The organism is Providencia sp. PROV174 (assembly GCF_028480685.1).
In the GTDB taxonomy this organism is placed as follows: domain Bacteria; phylum Pseudomonadota; class Gammaproteobacteria; order Enterobacterales; family Enterobacteriaceae; genus Providencia; species Providencia rettgeri.
In genome coordinates this window covers 148,885-167,523 of the sequence record NZ_JAMPOT010000014.1, presented here as the reverse complement: position 1 = coordinate 167,523, position 18,639 = coordinate 148,885, and the positions used below count along the sequence as shown (strand labels likewise).

Sequence of the window (18,639 nt, the reverse complement as noted above, 5' to 3'; positions counted from 1 at the left end):
CTTTTAAATTATCAACGAAAACGTTTGCTTTTTATTTTGATGGCTATAAAATGCGTCGGATTTTTTTGGCCTGAAAAAAATAACTGGAGACAATCGTGCCTGACGATAAAAATTATAGCCATGGCCCCGTGCCCATATCTGCGCGGAAAGGCGGACTAGCATTAACCTTTGTGATGCTAGGTTTAACGTTCTTTTCCGCCAGTATGTGGACCGGAGGCGCTCTCGGTACCGGTCTTGATTTTCATGATTTCTTCCTCGCAGTTCTTATCGGTAATCTTCTTCTTGGTGTCTACACCGCATTTCTTGGTTTTATTGGTTCTAAAACAGGCTTAACTACTCACCTTCTTGCTCGTTATTCCTTTGGTATTAAAGGCTCATGGCTCCCCTCATTCCTATTAGGTGGCACACAAGTCGGCTGGTTTGGCGTCGGTGTTGCGATGTTTGCCATTCCCGTTGGCAAAGCCACGGGTTGGGATATCAACTGGTTGATTGGTATTTCAGGGGTCTTAATGACCGTTACGGTCTTTTTTGGCATTTCTGCTCTGACTATACTGTCAATCGTTGCAGTTCCTGCCATTGCGATACTCGGCAGTTATTCCGTCTACCTTGCTATCACTGATATGGGTGGAATGAGTGCATTGCAGGCTGTCGTTCCCGCGAAACCTATCGATTTTAACCTTGCCTTAGCCATGGTAGTGGGGTCTTTTGTGAGTGCAGGAACATTAACCGCTGATTTTGTGCGTTTCGGACGAAAACCTAAGATTGCGGTGCTTGTCGCCATTATTGCTTTTTTCCTTGGTAATTCATTGATGTTTATCTTTGGAGCCGCTGGCGCGGCATCATTAGGTATGGCAGACATCTCTGATGTGATGATTGCCCAAGGTTTATTATTACCCGCAATTATTGTTTTAGGCTTAAACATTTGGACAACTAATGATAACGCCCTATATGCGTCAGGTTTAGGGTTTGCCAATATCACCGGGTTATCCAGCAAAACCTTATCCATTGTCAATGGACTGGTCGGAACACTATGTGCGCTGTGGTTATATAATAATTTTGTTGGCTGGCTAACATTCTTATCCGCGGCGATTCCCCCAATTGGCGGAATTATTATCGCAGACTACCTCATGTACCGTCACCGCTATGAAACCTTTGACCGCAGTAAAATGCGTGATGTCAACATCAGTGCATTAATCGCCGTTGCCGCTGGGGTTATCGCAGGTAACTGGTTACCAGGCATTGTTCCTGTCAATGCCGTACTGGGTGGTGCATTATGTTACGCTATCCTTAACCCATTATTAAATCGCCGCCATACTACTGATTCGGAGATGACCCGTGCTTAACCAAACTATCAAACATATCCATAATGTCCGTTTACCTGAACGTGATGGCCTGTGGCGTATCGATATCGACAATCAAAAAATTCAAGCCATTCTTCCACAACCTCAAGGTGAAGTATTACCAGACAGCGTAGATGGTGAAGGTGGATTAGTTACGGCTCCCTTCGTTGAGCCACATATTCACTTGGATACCACTCAAACCGCAGGGCAACCAAGCTGGAACCAATCAGGAACACTCTTTGAAGGCATCGAACGTTGGGCAGAGCGTAAAGCGATGCTCACCCACGATGATGTTAAAAACCGAGCGTGGCAAACCCTTAAATGGCAAATTGCCAATGGTATTCAACATGTTCGTACTCATGTGGATGTGTCAGATCCGACATTAACCGCACTGAAAGCGATGTTAGAGGTAAAACAAGAAATCGCACCTTGGGTTGATGTGCAAATTGTAGCTTTCCCGCAAGAAGGTATTTTGTCTTATCCAAATGGCGAAGCCCTGTTAGAGGAAGCGTTACGCCTCGGAGCCGACGTCGTTGGTGCTATTCCACATTTTGAATTTACTCGTGAGTATGGCGTGGAATCACTCCATAAAACATTCGCTTTAGCACAAAAGTATGACCGCTTGATTGATGTCCACTGTGATGAAATTGATGATGAGCAATCTCGTTTTGTTGAAACCGTCGCAGCGTTAGCGCATGCACAAGGGATGGGTTCTCGCGTCACGGCAAGCCATACCACCGCGATGCATTCATACAATGGCGCTTATACTTCCCGTTTATTCCGCTTGCTAAAAATGTCTGGAATTAACTTTGTCGCTAACCCGTTAGTGAACATTCACTTACAAGGCCGCTTTGATACCTATCCTAAACGTCGAGGCATTACCCGTGTTAAAGAGATGCTCGCTGCAGATATTAATGTCTGTTTCGGTCACGACGATGTATTTGACCCATGGTACCCATTAGGTACCGCCAATATGCTGCAAGTACTGCATATGGGGTTACATGTTTGCCAATTAATGGGTTACCAGCAAATCAATGATGGGCTGAAACTGATTAGTGAATACAGCGCACGTACATTGAACTTGCAAGATTATGGTGTGAGTGAAGGAAACCGAGCTAGCTTATTGATTTTACCTGCAGAAAATGGCTTCGATGCTGTGCGTCGTCAAGTTCCTGTGCGTTATTCTATTCGTGATGGCCAAGTGATCGCCAATACCCAACCTGCGGTAACACAAATTCATTTAGAACAAACAGAAACAATCCGTTATGGATATTCTCCAAAAATCTAATCATTGAATTTTTATTCTTAAATGGCTCTCCATAATCATAGGTGAGCCATTTGCCTACGCCCCATCATTAATTTCAATAAAACCAGCCCAAAAAACCAATCTTAATCAGATAAAAAGTAACAAATAACGTATTTTTTCACACAAATGTCATTTCTATATACTAGACTTACTCCAATACTCATTGAAGAGCTTGAAAAGCTTTGATAAGCAAATAATTGTCTTATAAGAACTCTTTTTTTGGTTATAAGTGCCATTTCTAAGTGTTAAGTGCAATTTCTATTGAAATTCAATGTGAACGTTTTATATTTTTTATAGAGTTATCTGAAACTGGATTTGAGCTTTATTTATAGCAACAATAACGCTAATACACTGACTGTCGTGCAGCGGTGGTCAATATTCCTGTTTTGCTGTACCACGAATACGTCACAAATAAAGTTCTCTGAATCCCACTTTGATAAAAATTGGAGATCAGATGAGTACTGAACAAGTCGTTAACCAAAAAACCACTATCGACTCTTGGCAACGCATTGCTACTGAATTATTGAGTGAAGCTGGCATTAAAATTAATGGCTCCCGCCCTTTCGATATCCAGGTACACAACCACCATTTCTTTAAACGAGTGCTACAACATGGCTCAATAGGATTAGGTGAAAGTTATATGGATGGTTGGTGGGATTGCGAGCGTTTAGATATATTTTTCCAATATGTCTTACGCCATAAACTCGATAAAAAAATACCTCATAATTTCAGTGATACATTGAAAATTGCTGTCGCACGTGTACGCAATTTGCAAACCCTAAAACGTGCTCGAATTGTTGGAGAAGAGCATTACGACCTCGGAAATGACTTATTTTCTCTGATGCTCGACCCTTATATGCAATATTCTTGTGGCTACTGGAAAGGTTTAGAAGCGGTTCCTGAAAACCTTCCTCTCGCGCAAGAACAAAAATTAAATTTAATCTGCGAAAAACTGCAATTAAAACCCGGTATGCGATTACTTGATATCGGCTGTGGATGGGGTGGGCTCGCTGCTTATTCAGCAAAAAATTTTGGGGTTTCTGTTACAGGAGTCACTATTTCCGCTGAACAACAAAAATATGCTCAAGCTCGCTGCGCAGGCTTAGATGTTGATATTAAATTAGAAGATTATCGGAATCTCAACGACCAATTTGACCGTATTGTTTCTGTCGGTATGTTTGAGCATGTCGGCCCTAAAAATTATGCGACTTACTTTGATGTTATTCAACGCAACCTAAAAGCTAACGGTTTGTTTTTACTTCACACCATTGGTTCTAATCAAAATAAAGTGAATGTTGACCCATGGACTAATAAATATATTTTTCCAAATGGCTGCCTACCTTCTGTGCAAAATATTGGTGAAGCCAGCGAAGGCAAACTGGTCATGGAGGATTGGCATAATTTTGGTGCTGATTATGACCATACACTCATGGCATGGTATTCCCGCTTTCAAGCCGCTTGGCCTGAGCTCGAACATAATTATACACCTCGTTTCAAACGCATGTTTTCTTATTATTTAAATGCTTGTGCTGGTGCATTTAGAGCTCGAGATATCCAATTATGGCAAATACTGTGGAGCCCACAAGGTGTGAGCGGTGGCCTGCGTGTTGCGCGCTAAATCTTAGCCCTGAACATGGTCTTCAACAGATAAAAAGCAGCTAAATGAACCTTACTGGCTATTTGAAAAATCAATGCGCTCTATTCAACCATTGCTCAATAGCCTGTAAGCCTTGCTGTATATCCTTTTTCAGTTGAGTATCCGCCATTGGCTGCTGCTCTAATAATACACAGCTTTGTACTGCACTTTGCATTCCCAAACTAGCGCAACTACTTTTTAACTGGTGAGCAAGGCGTTTTATTTGTTCTGTGTTATTTTCTGCTCGTGCGATATCAATTTGGCCGATTAACGGTAAAGAATGTTGTTTAAAAATACTCACCCATTCACGAATTTTTGAGAGCCCCATTAATTCAGCATCACTAATAAGCTGTTGCAAATCTACAAATTTTTCCTGAACACTAGAATCGGACAACGGATACTCACCGCCTGAAATATATTTAACGATTAACTGGTTTAACCTATCTCTTGGTACTGGTTTTTGAATGATGCCGCGAAAAACTTGACTCGTCCGTTGGCGCAATGTTTCATCAATCACATGCGCACTAAAACCAATCAAAACCAATGTAGGATAGGCTTTCGCTATTTGTTTAGCTAAGGTGATTCCATCGATATCAGGTAAACCAAAATCCACTAACGCCGCTGTAAATTGTTGCCCAGTTTGTAGAGCTGCTAATGCTTCGGCCGCAGAACCAACGGTGTTTACCTGTGCCCCACTTCGGGTTAACATTTCTCCACTGATTTTCTGAGTCAATGGGTTGTCTTCTATGAGTAATAAATGTACACCTCGCATGTCTAATGGCAGATCAGCCGATTTACTAACTGGATGCGAGGCGATACATAGCGGCAGTGTTAAACGAAAACAGCTCCCACTCCCTAACTGACTACTAACCGTCAATTCACCGCCCATCGCTTGTGCTAAACTTGCACTAATTGTCAGCCCAAGTCCTGTTCCACCCCGCTGGCTATCGACTTGCACAAATGGCTTAAAAATATCAGTAAATCGCGAGTTATCAATGCCACATCCGGTGTCTTCCACTTCAATAAACCAATATTTACCATAACGGCAACTACGTAAAGTAATTTGCCCCTGCTGAGTGAAACGCAATGCATTACTGAGTAAATTGGTGATAATTTGCCGGATCCGGAGTGGGTCCCCTTGTAAGGCAGTAGGTAAATCATCTGCAATATCAGCAACTAACTGAATAGCATGGTTTTTATTACTAGCATTCATTAGATACAAGGTACTTTCCAATAATGGCTTGGGCTCAAAAGGCTCCTCATTGATCGAAACATTTTGTCCCCCAGCTTCAATAGCAGAGTAATCTAAAATGTCATTCAAAATAGCCAATAAGGATTCACCTGAATCCGTAATTGCATATAAATCATCATGATATTGATTAAGCGTTTTATTTTCTAATAACAGTTGTGCTGTCCCCAAAATTCCATAAAGTGGTGTGCGAATTTCATGGCTCATTGCCGCCAAAAATGCCGATTTCGCCTGATTGGCTTTTTCTGCTTCAGCGCGAGCTTTGCGGTGCTCAACAACCATCACACGCAGTTCTGCCGTTCTCACTTTGACTTGGTCCGCTAGCTGTTCGCGTTGATTATTTAAGGCATGTACACTCGCACGAAATGCATCCATTAAACGGCCAATCGTATCTAGCTCTTTCACTCCTGCGGTTTCAGGAAATGCAGAGTCAATATCGCCCTCAAGCAAGCGTTGAAGCGCTTGGGTTTGCTGTGCCAGCGGCTTTGTTACTAAGCGGTAAACCACTCGCCAAAGAATCAAAATCAATGAGAGTAATGAGACAATACTTAATGCTAGCAACCAATTTTGCCCCCGTTCACTGGCTTGTTTAAGTTGCCCCAATGCGGTTTGGTTACGAAGTTCAATGATGTCAACTAATTGCGCCACTTCACTACTAAAACGTGCAAATTGGTCAATATTATTTTGCGATAAAATCTGTAAACGAGTTGTGATGTCGTTATCTTGGCGATACAACGCAATTAACTCGGTATAGCGCTTAACACTATCTAATGCATTTTCTACTTGGCCTCTCACGGCGGGATCTTCAATGTATTTTTGCCGACGTTGTAAGATTTTGACTGCAGAATTCAGTTGATTTTCTAATTCTGCCATATTACGATTGGGTTGATTTGAACCTAAATTAAGTACCATCTGCTGTACTCGCATAGCACTTAATCGCAACTCATTCATTTGGCTAGCATATTCAAGATCAATATCAATAAGTTGATCAAGAGCTTGTTGAGCTTGTTCCCCTTGTTTTCGCTCGATTAGGTCATAAATACTCACCTGCGTTGCACCAGCGGAGGTCGCTGCATTATTGGCTTGGCCATGCGCTTTTTGGGCGATATCACCCGCCGCAGCGATGATATGTTGCCTTAACTGTTGTTGCTCAGTGCGCAGTTTTAACCGCTGGCCAACTAATTCACCTTGTTGGCTTAATGATTGAGCGATTTCTTTTTCTTGTTGTTCTATATCTTGTGTGTTGAAGCCTTGTTCCCGTAATGTTTTCAGCAAATTAGTGATTTTAAGGCTTTGTGCCGTTAACATCCGTCCTTGCGCTAACCAAATACTTTCGCTATCTGCATTGGTGAGATTCTGCGCAGAAAATAGCTCCCAAGCACTCGCTTCACTCAGTTGCCTTGCCATATTCATGGTTGGAATCAGTGCCTCGGTATTGGCCTGTTCAACTTGGCTAACAAAACGTAAGTTGTACCACCCCACAAGGGTGCTGATAAAGGTCAATGCTGCCATCAGCGCAAAGCCCATCCACAATCGTCTAGTTAGTGATAAATTCACGGTTTAGTTAGCCTAAAAATTAAAATGGTTGAGTTAACTGCAAGAAAGCATTTAGGATAAAGGTTTCTGATTTGTGAGGCTATCATGCGTGTATTGATTTTACTACTGTTCACATTTCACTCATTACTGAGCCTAGCAATGGCGCAGAATAGTTCACTCATTCAGTGGCGTGATACACTACACTTTACCTCTCAACCACATAATCCTATTACCGCTACAAAAACATGGAAATTGTGTGCGCTTTATCCTAGCTTAAAAGATTCTTATTGGTTATCAATTAATTATGGCATGCAAAAAGCAGCAAAACGCTATGGTGTTGACCTAAACGTATTAGAAGCTGGCGGATATAACCAGCTAGCAACCCAGCAAAAGCAAATTACGCAGTGCCAACAGTGGGGAGCAGATGCCATTTTATTGGGCAGTAGCACCACAGCCTTTCCAAACCTTAGCCAACTGGTAGGAAATACCCCCATCATTGAAGTCATCAACGCGACACACGACAAAACAGTCAAAACCCGTGTAGGCGTACCTTGGTTTCAAATGGGCTATCAACCGGGACGTTATTTAGTGCAATGGAGCCAAGGTAAACCATTGAAAGTTTTACTTATGCCTGGGCCATTAAATGCTGGCGGTAGCCATGAAATGGAACAAGGCTTCAGAGAGGCTATTGCAGGTAGCCATGTACAAATTGTGGATGTCGCACAAGGGGATAACGACATTGAAGTTCAACGCAATTTATTACATGAAATGCTAGAGCGTAACCCGGATATTGATGTCGTCGTTGGCACAGCTATTGCCGCTGAAGCCGCAATGGGTGAAGGCCGTAACTTAACGAAGCCATTGAATATTGTTTCTTTTTACCTATCTCATCAAGTCTATCGAGGCTTAAAAAGAGGCCGAATAATTATGGCAGCTAGCGACCAAATGGTTTGGCAAGGTGAGCTAGTCATTGAACAAGCCATCAAAGTATTACAAAAGCAGCCAGTTCCAAACAATATAAGCCCGCCAATTTTAGTGCTTACTCAACAAAATGCAGATAGTGAACACTTACGTAATTCATTATCTCCAGGAGGATTTAGACCCGTATATCAGTATACATCGGCGGCTAAAAAATAACCTTCACCATGCTGCGTCACTAATAAATCAGCATTAATCTTATGGCGTAAACGGCGAATAAGTACATCTACCGTGCGTAAATCAGGGTGATCAACTCGACGAGCAGATAACATACGTAAAAGACGTTCTCGGGTTAGAATCTCCCGTGGGTTCGTCACAAAAGCCACTAGCATTTCATATTCAGCACGAGTGAGTTTGATTGCTTGATGCTCAAATTCGAGCGTATGCATCGAAACATTTAGGCAATAGCCAGCGAACTGATAGCAATTATCTTGAGAAACAACCTGGGTTTGTGAAGGTTTAGCAAGGTCAATTCGCCAAAGTAAATTTTTGACACGAACAACGAGCTCCCTGAGTTCCAAAGGTTTAGTAACGTAATCATCCGCTCCCATTTCTAAACCCACAATACGGTCAATTTGGTCACAGCGGCCTGTGACTAAAATAATTCCCACTGTAAAACGCTCACGTAACGCCCTCGTTAACATTAACCCATTTTCATCCGGTAAGTTAATATCCAACAGAATCAAGTCAACTGCTTGCTGATCCATAATTTCGCGTAAACCAGCACCATTCCCCGTCACAGAAACACGATATCCTTCTTGCTCAAAGTAAGCCTGTAAACGCGCCTGAGTAACGGGTTCGTCTTCAACAACCACAATATGATGTGATGTCATTGATATACTCTCTTCTGTTCATATCTGTTCATATTTATCCATATCTTGCCGTAAGCTGTTCATCCTGACTAGTACCGCTATTCATATTAACTCAATAAGATCGCCTGTATTAAACCATATAATTACAGGGGCTATTATGCGGAAACTCTGGAGAGCGTTGCGAAAACCAAGTGCTCGTTGGTCAATGCTTACGTTAATCGTTGTCGGGATTGCAGTGGGCGTTGCGTTAATCGTTATACCCCATGTTGGGATGAAAGTGACTAGCACCACTGAGTTTTGTGTCAGTTGCCATAGCATGGAACCCGTTTACGAAGAATATAAGCAATCCGTGCATTTCCAAAATGCCTCTGGAGTACGTGCAGAATGCCATGACTGCCATATTCCCTCCGACCTTCCAGGCATGATTAAACGGAAACTCGAAGCAAGCAATGATATTTATCAAACATTTATTGCTCATTCGATAGATACCCCAGAAAAATTTGAAGCCAAACGCGCCGAACTTGCAGAACGTGAATGGGCTCGTATGAAAGAGAATAATTCAGCCACTTGCCGCTCTTGCCATGATTACGACTCGATGGACCACGCCAAGCAAAATCCAGAAGCGGCTCGCCAAATGCAAATCGCTGCGAAAGAGAATCAATCCTGCATTGACTGCCACAAAGGGATTGCTCACCAATTGCCTGATATGAGCAGTGGTTTTCGTAAACAATTCGATGAGTTGCGCGCGAAGGCAAATAGTGATTCCGATATTCTGTATTCACTTGATATTAAACCTATTTATGCAAATAAAGGGGATAAAGACCCTGCTGGCTCGTTACTTCCTGCCTCAGAGGTGAAAGTCCTAAAACGTGATGGCGATTGGCTACAAGTTGAAATCACTGGGTGGACAGAAACCGATGGTCGCCAACGAGTCCTATCCGAATTCCCTGGTAAACGAATTTTCGTGGCTTCAATACGCGGTGATGTTCAAGAAAATGTGAAAAATTTAGAAAGTACCGTTGTCGCTGCAACCGATACTTCATGGAGCAAATTGCAAGCGACCGCATGGATGCAGCAAGGTGATATGGTTAATGATATCAAACCGATATGGGCTTATGCAGACTCTTTATATAACGGGTCTTGTAATCAATGCCATGGGGCTCCAGATATTGCCCACTTTGATGCTAACGGTTGGATAGGCACATTAAACGGTATGATTGGCTTTACCAGCTTAGATAAGCGAGAAGAGCGTACCTTACTGAAATACTTACAAATGAATGCGTCTGATACCGCAGGATCTTCACACGGTGATAACGGAGTACAGAATGAAAAATAATTCGACTTTTCAAGCTTCTCGTCGACGCTTTTTATTCCAGCTTGGCGGGCTCACAGTTGCGGGAATGTTAGGCCCTTCCCTCTTAACACCACGTAAGGCTAGCGCTGCAACGGCTGGTGAACAAACAACAGTAGTGCAAGAAGGCATTCTGACTGGGTCGCACTGGGGCGCAATTCGCGCTACCGTAGTTGATGGTCGCTTTATCGAAGCCAAGCCCTTTGAACATGATAAATTTCCATCCAAAATGATTGCGGGGTTACCTGACCATGTTCATGGTACCGCCCGTATTCGTTATCCAATGGTACGTGTTGATTGGCTACGTAAACGCCATTTAAGTGATACCTCACAACGAGGTGATAACCGCTTCGTACGTGTTTCTTGGGATGAAGCCCTTGATTTGTTCTATCAAGAATTAGAACGTGTTCAAACAACCTATGGACCAAGTGGATTACTCACTGCAAATGGTTGGCAATCGACAGGGATGCTTCACAACGCTTCAGGTATGTTAGCTCGCGCCATTGCGCTACATGGCAATAGTGTCAGTACTGGCGGAGACTACTCAACAGGTGCTGCACAAGTGATTTTACCTCGAGTTGTGGGGTCGATGGAGGTTTATGAACAACAAACCTCTTGGCCGTTAGTCCTCAAAAATAGTAAAACTATTGTGTTGTGGGGCTCTGACCTGATTAAAAATCAACAAGCTAACTGGTGGTGCCCTGATCATGACGTTTATGAATATTATGAACAACTGAAAGAAAAAGCCGCTAATGGTGAGATAAAAGTCATCAGTATAGACCCGATAGTCACCTCAACGCATGATTACCTTGGGCGTGCCAATGTTCAACATATTGCGATTAATCCGCAAGCGGATGTGCCACTGCAATTAGCCATCGCCCACACGCTTTACAGTGAAGACTTACATGATAAAACCTTCTTAAAAGAATATTGTGTCGGTTTCGAGCAATTTGTTCCCTACTTAATGGGAAAAACGGATGGGCAACCGAAAGATGCACAATGGGCGTCTGAAATTTGTGGTATTGATGCCGACACGATCCAAGCTTTAGCCCGCCAAATGGCAGCAGATCGCACCCAAATCATTGCAGGTTGGTGTGTTCAGCGCATGCAACATGGTGAACAATGGTCGTGGATGGTTGTCGTTTTAGCTGCAATGTTAGGTCAAATTGGCTTACCGGGTGGCGGGTTTGGCTTCGGTTGGCACTATAATGGAGCAGGAACTCCAAGCCGTCAGGGAATTATTTTGAGTGGTTTTTCAGGCTCAACCAAAGTGCCACCTATTCATGATAGCAATGACTACAAAGGCTACAGCAGCACCATTCCTATTGCTCGTTTTATTGATGCGATTTTAGAACCTGGAAAAACGATTAACTGGAATGGTAAAGCGGTTAAATTACCACCACTAAAAATGTGCGTATTTGCCGGAACCAACCCATTCCACCGCCACCAACAAATTAATCGTATTATTGAAGGCTGGCGCAAGCTTGAAACAGTTGTTTCTATCGATAATCAATGGACATCCACTTGCCGCTTTGCCGATATCGTATTACCAGCAACCACGCAATTTGAACGAAATGACCTTGACCAATACGGTAACCACTCAAATCGTGGGATTATTGCGATGAAACAACTGGTTGAACCGCAATTTGAGTCACGCAATGACTTCGATATTTTACGTGACCTATGCCGCCGTTTTGGTCGTGAAGAAGCCTTTACTGAAGGTTTGGACGAAATGGGCTGGCTAAAACGTATTTGGCAAGAAGGCAGCCAGCAGGGGAAAGGCCGTGGTATTCATTTACCCTCCTTCGATGTGTTCTGGGAAAAAGAAGGCTATGTGGAATTTGAACATCCACAAATGTTTGTTCGTCATCAAGCATTTAGAGAAGATCCCGACTTAGAACCGTTAGGAACACCGAGTGGTTTAATTGAAATTTACTCAAAAACTATTGCCGACATGCAATATGATGATTGCCAAGGCCACCCAATGTGGTTCGAAAAAGCGGAACGCTCTCATGGTGGTCCAGGTTCAAAAAAATGGCCACTACATTTGCAATCTGCGCACCCCGATTTTCGTTTACATTCACAACTGTGCGAATCACCTGTCTTACGTCAATATTATTCTGTTAGTGGAAAAGAACCGGTCTTTATTAGTCCTCAAGATGCGAAAGCTAGGGGCATACAAAATGGTGATATCGTTCGCGTTTTCAACGACCGAGGGCAAGTGTTAGCTGGAGCTGTGGTTTCTGATCTATACACAAAAGGTGTTGCTCGTATCCATGAGGGAGCTTGGTATGACCCGACTAAGGGCGGAGAAATCAATGCGCTGTGCAAATACGGAAACCCAAACGTATTGACGCTAGATATTGGAACCTCTCAATTAGCGCAAGCCACCAGTGCACATACAACCTTAGTAGAGATAGAAAAATATACAGGACAAGTGGATAACGTGAATGCATTCGATGGGCCAATTGAAATGGTTGCTCAGTGTGAATATGTCCCTGCATCACAGGTGAATAAATGACAAAAAAAATCACTTTAGCACCAGAACAAATAGCATGTATTTATGCATGGCTAGCACAATTGTTCTCACGTGAACTAGATAGTGCAACATTAGCGCAACTTCAATCTAGCGAAATGATGGATTGGTTTACGACTATCGAACAGGAACCCGTTTTAACTTTGCCAATTCAAGCGGTTAAAACAAAAACCCAAGCGCTAGTAATGCGAAATGATGCTCAACTCGAATTGGCCGCCGACTTCTGTAGCTTATTCTTAATGTCTGATAAGCAATCAGCTTTACCTTACGCCTCAGTTTATCCAAACTGTGAGCAAGGTAATGAACAAATTAAGTACTTATTAGCCGAGGCTGGAATGGATACTAGTGAGGAGTTTAGAGAGCCTTCTGACCATATTTCAATTTTTTTGGAGCTATTAAGTCACTTACATTTTTCATTAAATGAAACCCATTTGGACCAAGAAAAAGTGAGGCAATTGCGCCTAAAAACCTTGTCACTTTTACTGCAATGGCTACCAGTATTTAGCCAAAATTGCCAACGGTATGATGAATACGGTTTTTACGGTGCGTTAAGCCAATTATTATCCGTACTGGTTCAATGGGATGAGCAAACCCAGTAGATGCCATTTAAATAATTTTTATATTATTCAACAAAGGGATATTGATAAACAATGTCCCTTTTAACTTTCAGCTATAAAACCTGAGTTACTGTAAAGAAATAAGTTTTTCACGGCTCAACCCAGTGCTTTTCATAATTATCTCAATACTAATTCCTTGCTCCAAAAGATTCCGTGCAGTTGCTATATTTGCCTCTTCTTTGCCTTTTTTAAATCCCTCTTGCAACCCTTCTTGCCGTCCTTTATCTTGCAATCGTTGAGCAATATTCATGATTGTCTCCTTATGCTTTTCTGTTTGTTCACCTAGAACTTGAATAACTTGTTCAAAATTATGGGAGTCCAAGGCAATAAACAAATAATTGAGGATAGTTATGATGTCGTTATCACTATTGTAATGTTTATTGAGTGCCTTCGCCAAGAGAGGGAGTACTTGTTGGAATTCATCTCGAAGATATTTATGTTTCATCGCTAATTCCATTACTGCTATTTTTCGATGGTTAACGAGTTCATTATCATCAATAACCGTAATATCTACGAGTGGAAACGGTTGGGTGTATAACTCATGTGCAATCTCTGGTAATGGAAAACACGCCGTCCAAAGTTGTGTATATGGATAAGGCGAACGCCCCCCATGGTAAAATAATATAGGCACAACAATGGGTAATGTTGTATTTCCTTGCTGCATATGCTGATTCATTGCTAAAAACGCATAATGCATTAAACGCCACGCCATAAGTTTATCGGGGGTTGATTGGTGTTCAACTAAAAGATAAATATACCCTTCCCCTTGAGAGGTTTGTACTGAATACAATACATCCGATAACCGTGAGCGAAGTTGTTTATCAATAAACGAGGAATTTGTCAGCGATAACGTATTGAAATCACATAATGATTTTATATGTTCCGGTAAATGAATTTCAAAGAAGTCTCGCGCATTTTCAATGTTTGTCATAAATCCTTTAAAAGCCGCATCATGTATTGTTGATGTCGTTTTTTTCTTCATTCAATAATCCTTATTGAAAAGAGCAACGACCACACAATAAAGTAAAAAAACCAGCTTGTCTTTTCGATATAACTACATGATAAAAATCGAATTTTATGAACAAAGAGATATTCATAACGTCAATATTATATTAATAATAATTGAGAAATACACAAAATATATCGATGGCTTTATTAAAAAACACCAAAATAGCTTTTAGCACTAGCGCATTCAAACCATCATAGCCAATTTGATATGTTATATACTTTCATCCTACAAGCTTAACGATTTTTTCTTTCTGCCCTCTTTACAATTATTCCATGGTGCTAAATGACAATAGAATATAAAAACAAACACACCTCTCAACTTTCAACAGAGAATAGAGAGGCATTGTATTCCATGTTATATCAAAGCTTTGAGCAAGATTTTACCCATGATGATTTTGAACATGCTTTGGGGGGAATGCACGTCTTGGCCTATGACCAACAACAGATTATAGGCCACGTTGCTATTATTCAACGTCATATGGCAATCGGTAATACGCCAATAACAGTTGGTTATGTTGAAGCGATGGCGGTACTGGAAAACTACCGTCGCCAAGGGATCGGCAAACAACTTATGGTGGCTACCAACCAAATTATTACCGATTGTTACCAGCTGGGTCTGCTTTCCGCATCGGATGAGGGCTTCCATATATATCAATCTGTCGGCTGGCAGGTATGGAACGGGCCATTGTATGAGCTCAATCAAGGCCATTATATCCACTCTGTCGATGAAGAAGGTGGCGTCATGGGGTGGTCAAAAAACAATTTAATTGATTTTTCACAACCCCTATACTGTGACTTTCGTAGTGGAGACCAATGGTAGCCTTATTTGTAATAAAAAACAGATAGCTACATAAATAGCCTCGTTTTTATTAAGCGGGTACCAACCCCGGCTGTACCACGCTATAAATTTGTTTTTTCAATTCACCTTGCTTAGCCAACTGGTAAACATGCGCAGCAACATCTGCACGCATCACTAAGCCATGAACTTCAACCTCTTGTTGAAGAACTGCTTTTCCCGTTGGCTCACCATGTAATAACCCACCAGAGCGAACAATCACATAATCTAATGAGCTAGTTTGTAGCCATGACTCCGCAAGGGATTTTTCCCTCACCGCCTGACCAAATGCAGCGCGTGACCGGGCTGACAAATAAGGCCATGAATCCCCACAACCTAATGATGTGACTAACACCATACGAGATATCCCAACATGTTCTGCACAATCAATCACCGTACGGTGAGCTAAATAATCTTGAGTCCCCCCCATGGTTGAAATAACCGTGGCAGTTGCTCCTGCGGCATGACAAGCAGCCTTAACCACTTCACTATCACAAGCATCACCAATGAAAACTTGCGCACCTACCGCCTCCAATGCCTCTGCTGACTGCTTATTACGTACAACAACGATGACAGAGCGTTTCTCTGCAATTGCTAACTGAGCAATTTGATGACCAACACCTTTTCCACCCGCGCCAAAAATTAACCATGGAGCCATATCTTTATTCCCTTATATTTTGAGTGATTATAAACCTAACTGTGTACTGTAAAGACAAAATTACCACAACAGTAATGATAATGCGCATTGTTTGCATTTATTATTTTGCTTTATTTAACCCTCCATTGACTACCATCGATGATGAAGCAATAAACAACATTAACTTTAATGTTGTTTATGTAATCCATTCAATCAAACGCATAAAAATGTGACTAATTTAACTTTTTTATCAAAAATAATTACCATTAAAATTGATAACCCAACAAATTAACTACAAAAATAAATCGTAATATCAACAACTAACAACAAGAGCAATATCACTATCTCATTGATACCCATAATTATTTTAATGTTAATGCGAAGAATTATCATTTGCATTTATATTATTATTTGGTTTAATACCAATCGTCATATATATGCGAAATAATAATTTCTTAATCAATAGTATCGTTAATATCTTTAATAAAAATGGAGTATTTCGATGAAAAAGTTAAATATTATCGCTCTAGCACTCGCAACCTGCACAGTGGCTTTTGGTGCTTCTGCGGCAATCGGTTCTGGCCAAAGCCAACCTTTCGATGCTAACCAGCCTTCCGTTCGTGTTGGCGCGACAGAAGGAACCGGTGGCGGTCATGGTGGTGCTGCGGGTGACCCAGGTATTGGTGTGCAATCAGTTTATGGTGGAAAAACCATTTCATTCTCAGGTTTAACTCGAATGGCACCAATACAAGCAGGAAATGAAGCACATGTTATTTCCATGCCTAATGGACCTGGTTCACATGACAAAATGGGCGTTTTTAACTTTGCCAAAATTGCAGATGCAGAAGTCTATTTCGGCGAATGGTCATCGACAGGACAAGTTAGTGACACCACTCATACCGCTTACTATTCTGGCAAGGATGTCACCACCAATATGCCTACAGCTGGCACAGCGGAATACTCCGTTAAAGGAATCAGCCAATATAATGGAGGCGCACTAACCGCAGGGACGCTGACAGCCAACTTTGGGACTAAATCCTTAGCAGGGAATATTGGTGCAACCAATATTGATGCCACCATTAAAAATAATGCCACGTTCGCCGGAGCGGCCACCCTTAATGGTGAATCCGGCTCAACAAATGGGCATTTCTTTGGCGACCAAGCTAAGCATATTGCTGGTGTCACTCAATTTGAAGATCACAGCAAAGATATGGCCTTTGGTGGAAGCCGTGGGAATATTTCCCAGTAACCCGTAAATCAACCTTGGTGGCCAACCATAAAGCGTGACAGGCAGTTGGCCACTGCCTTTTATTACCGAAGCTAATCTTATGCGATACCTGTTATTAACTCCTGCCATCATAATGCTTATGGTCACATCCTTTGCATTTCCAGCCAGCTTGGACACTGACCGAGAACAGCTGTTATGGCAAAAAGACAAACAAAACTATCGTGATAAAAGTGCTGTAGTCCCCAATAAAGACCAATTGCTTCTCCCTGATGACCTATCAATTAATTTGAATGGGGAAAATTATTCTCTTAAGAATAATGCCCAAGACCTAGGGCAGGCTATTTATCTGGCAATTAACCACAAGCAATTTGAAGACGTACAGCGCTTATTACCCCGCTACCAACAGCTCGCTGATGCAGATCCATTGCTTATTTTATTTGCAAAAGCAGAAATCGCTAAAGCGCAAAATCATTACCCAGAAGCAATTGCCCATTACCAACAAATATTGGTACTGTCACCAAAGTTTCTTCGCATAAAATTAGAACTTGCACGTACCTATTTTGAAGATAATCAAAATAAAGAGTCTTTGGCTTTATTTCAAAGTTTAATTAACGATGAAACACTCGCATTACCTATTAGTGTAAAGCAAACCATTCAACAATTTATTAGTGCTATCGAAAACCGCACAGCTTGGACAGGCAGTCTCTCCTTTGGCTATAAATACAACAGTAATATCAACCAAGTTCCAGATAAAAATAAAGTTTGGGAAACGCCAGGGGGGACCTGGAAAATGGCTAATCCCAAATCATCACCGGGGCTCACCTATGATGCGAGTCTGAGCAAAATTATTCCTATCTCGGGCAACCATTCCCTGCAAATCAAGGGAACCTCTTATGGTGACCGCTATCCGCACTATGCTGAATTCAGTGAGAACACTACCTCTTTAGCAACTTTATATCGTTTTAATGATGCGAACACCACTGCCGCATTCGGCCCATTAGTTGAGTTAAAAACGGTCAATGAAAAGCGTCGTTATTTAGGTATAGGGGGCAAAATTGAAGCTGACTACCAATTTTCACCTCGTGTGCTCCTTAGTACCTCCGCCGACTACCAACAACTTCATTACCAAAAACCGTATGACAGTGCCGATGGTAATCGAAGTAGCCTACATCTAACTGGTGTCTATGGTATTACCCCAGATACCTCCCTCTTTTTGGGGGCTGATGCGACTCGTCTCACCACAGAAGTTCGTAGCGATGATTATGACCAATTGGGTATCCGAGGCGGTTTTTATCACGTGCTAACACCCGATATTCATTTACTGGCACTTGCAACTTATCGAGAAAGCCAATTCAAGGCCTTCAACCAAATGTTGAATGTAAAACGCCATGATAAAGAAGCGATGTATTTTGCGCGACTTAGTTTTCCAAATTATTCATTGCTCACATTTACGCCTTATACCAGTTATCGCTTTCGTGATAACCGCAGTTCTGCAGATGGAATTTACTCCTACCACCAGCACGAAATTTCTATTGGGTTAGAAACCCGTTTTTAAGCGTTATGGCATAGA

14 protein-coding genes are annotated in these 18,639 nt (G+C 41.9%); 10 read left to right on the top strand and 4 right to left on the bottom strand.

The features are described from left to right. Positions 1-95: 95 nt before the first annotated feature. The 3 genes from codB to cfa all read left to right on the top strand — a co-directional run bounded on the left by codB (position 96) and on the right by cfa (position 4,264). Positions 96-1,343: a cytosine permease gene (gene codB, locus PSE60_RS13635; protein WP_210837790.1), complete on the top strand. Its 1,248-nt coding sequence runs from the start codon at positions 96-98 to the stop codon at positions 1,341-1,343. Then, complete coding sequence (locus PSE60_RS13630) at positions 1,336-2,628, top strand: cytosine deaminase (protein WP_272665760.1); 1,293 nt, start codon at positions 1,336-1,338, stop codon at positions 2,626-2,628. Before codB ends, PSE60_RS13630 begins: the two co-directional genes overlap by 8 nt. A 472-nt stretch (positions 2,629-3,100) precedes the next feature. Beyond that, on the top strand, positions 3,101-4,264 hold the full coding sequence (gene cfa, locus PSE60_RS13625; protein ID WP_272665759.1) for a cyclopropane fatty acyl phospholipid synthase: 1,164 nt from the start codon (positions 3,101-3,103) through the stop codon (positions 4,262-4,264). A 70-nt stretch (positions 4,265-4,334) separates the two neighbouring features. Here cfa and torS read toward each other — a convergent pair whose 3' ends face one another. After that, positions 4,335-7,088, bottom strand: coding sequence for a TMAO reductase system sensor histidine kinase/response regulator TorS (torS, locus tag PSE60_RS13620; protein WP_272665758.1), 2,754 nt, complete (start codon positions 7,086-7,088; stop codon positions 4,335-4,337). Between the two features lie 84 nt (positions 7,089-7,172). Between torS and torT the strand changes: the two genes are divergently transcribed. Further along, a complete protein-coding gene (gene torT / locus PSE60_RS13615; protein WP_272665757.1) occupies positions 7,173-8,204 on the top strand; it encodes a TMAO reductase system periplasmic protein TorT in 1,032 nt (343 codons plus the stop codon). Here torT and torR read toward each other — a convergent pair. Then, entirely contained in the window at positions 8,177-8,878 is a 702-nt protein-coding gene (gene torR, locus PSE60_RS13610; protein WP_272665755.1) for a two-component system response regulator TorR, read from the bottom strand. The genes torT and torR overlap by 28 nt on opposite strands. Positions 8,879-9,014: 136 nt before the next feature. On the opposite strand from torR, the gene torC reads away from it, so the two are divergent. The 3 genes from torC to torD are packed head-to-tail and all read left to right on the top strand — an operon-like array spanning position 9,015 to position 13,343. After that, complete coding sequence (gene torC, locus PSE60_RS13605; protein ID WP_272665753.1) at positions 9,015-10,193, top strand: pentaheme c-type cytochrome TorC; 1,179 nt, start codon at positions 9,015-9,017, stop codon at positions 10,191-10,193. Beyond that, positions 10,183-12,729 (top strand): trimethylamine-N-oxide reductase TorA, encoded by a 2,547-nt coding sequence (torA, locus tag PSE60_RS13600; RefSeq protein ID WP_272665752.1) that lies wholly within the window; start codon positions 10,183-10,185, stop codon positions 12,727-12,729. The genes torC and torA overlap by 11 nt, the downstream gene beginning before the upstream one ends. After that, the gene (torD, locus tag PSE60_RS13595; protein ID WP_272665751.1) at positions 12,726-13,343 is read left to right on the top strand and encodes a molecular chaperone TorD; all 618 of its coding nucleotides are present in this window, start codon (positions 12,726-12,728) and stop codon (positions 13,341-13,343) included. Before torA ends, torD begins: the two co-directional genes overlap by 4 nt. Before the next feature lie 85 nt (positions 13,344-13,428). Here the strand turns inward: torD and PSE60_RS13590 are convergent, their stop codons facing one another. Further along, on the bottom strand, positions 13,429-14,343 hold the full coding sequence (locus tag PSE60_RS13590) for an Rpn family recombination-promoting nuclease/putative transposase (RefSeq protein ID WP_272665750.1): 915 nt from the start codon (positions 14,341-14,343) through the stop codon (positions 13,429-13,431). A gap of 309 nt (positions 14,344-14,652) precedes the next feature. Here PSE60_RS13590 and PSE60_RS13585 point away from each other — a divergent pair, with 309 nt between their 5' ends. Next, on the top strand, positions 14,653-15,189 hold the full coding sequence (locus PSE60_RS13585; RefSeq protein WP_272665749.1) for a GNAT family N-acetyltransferase: 537 nt from the start codon (positions 14,653-14,655) through the stop codon (positions 15,187-15,189). Positions 15,190-15,238: 49 nt separating this feature from the next. Here PSE60_RS13585 and PSE60_RS13580 read toward each other — a convergent pair whose 3' ends face one another. Continuing rightward, a complete protein-coding gene (locus tag PSE60_RS13580; protein WP_272665748.1) occupies positions 15,239-15,862 on the bottom strand; it encodes an NAD(P)H-binding protein in 624 nt (207 codons plus the stop codon). A gap of 481 nt (positions 15,863-16,343) precedes the next feature. Between PSE60_RS13580 and PSE60_RS13575 the strand changes: the two genes are divergently transcribed. Together PSE60_RS13575 and PSE60_RS13570 are read left to right on the top strand one after the other, a co-directional pair. Next, positions 16,344-17,090, top strand: coding sequence for a Slam-dependent surface lipoprotein (locus tag PSE60_RS13575; RefSeq protein ID WP_272665747.1), 747 nt, complete (start codon positions 16,344-16,346; stop codon positions 17,088-17,090). Positions 17,091-17,169: 79 nt separating this feature from the next. After that, on the top strand, positions 17,170-18,624 hold the full coding sequence (locus PSE60_RS13570) for a porin family protein (protein WP_272665746.1): 1,455 nt from the start codon (positions 17,170-17,172) through the stop codon (positions 18,622-18,624). The last annotated feature ends 15 nt before the right edge of the window (positions 18,625-18,639 follow it).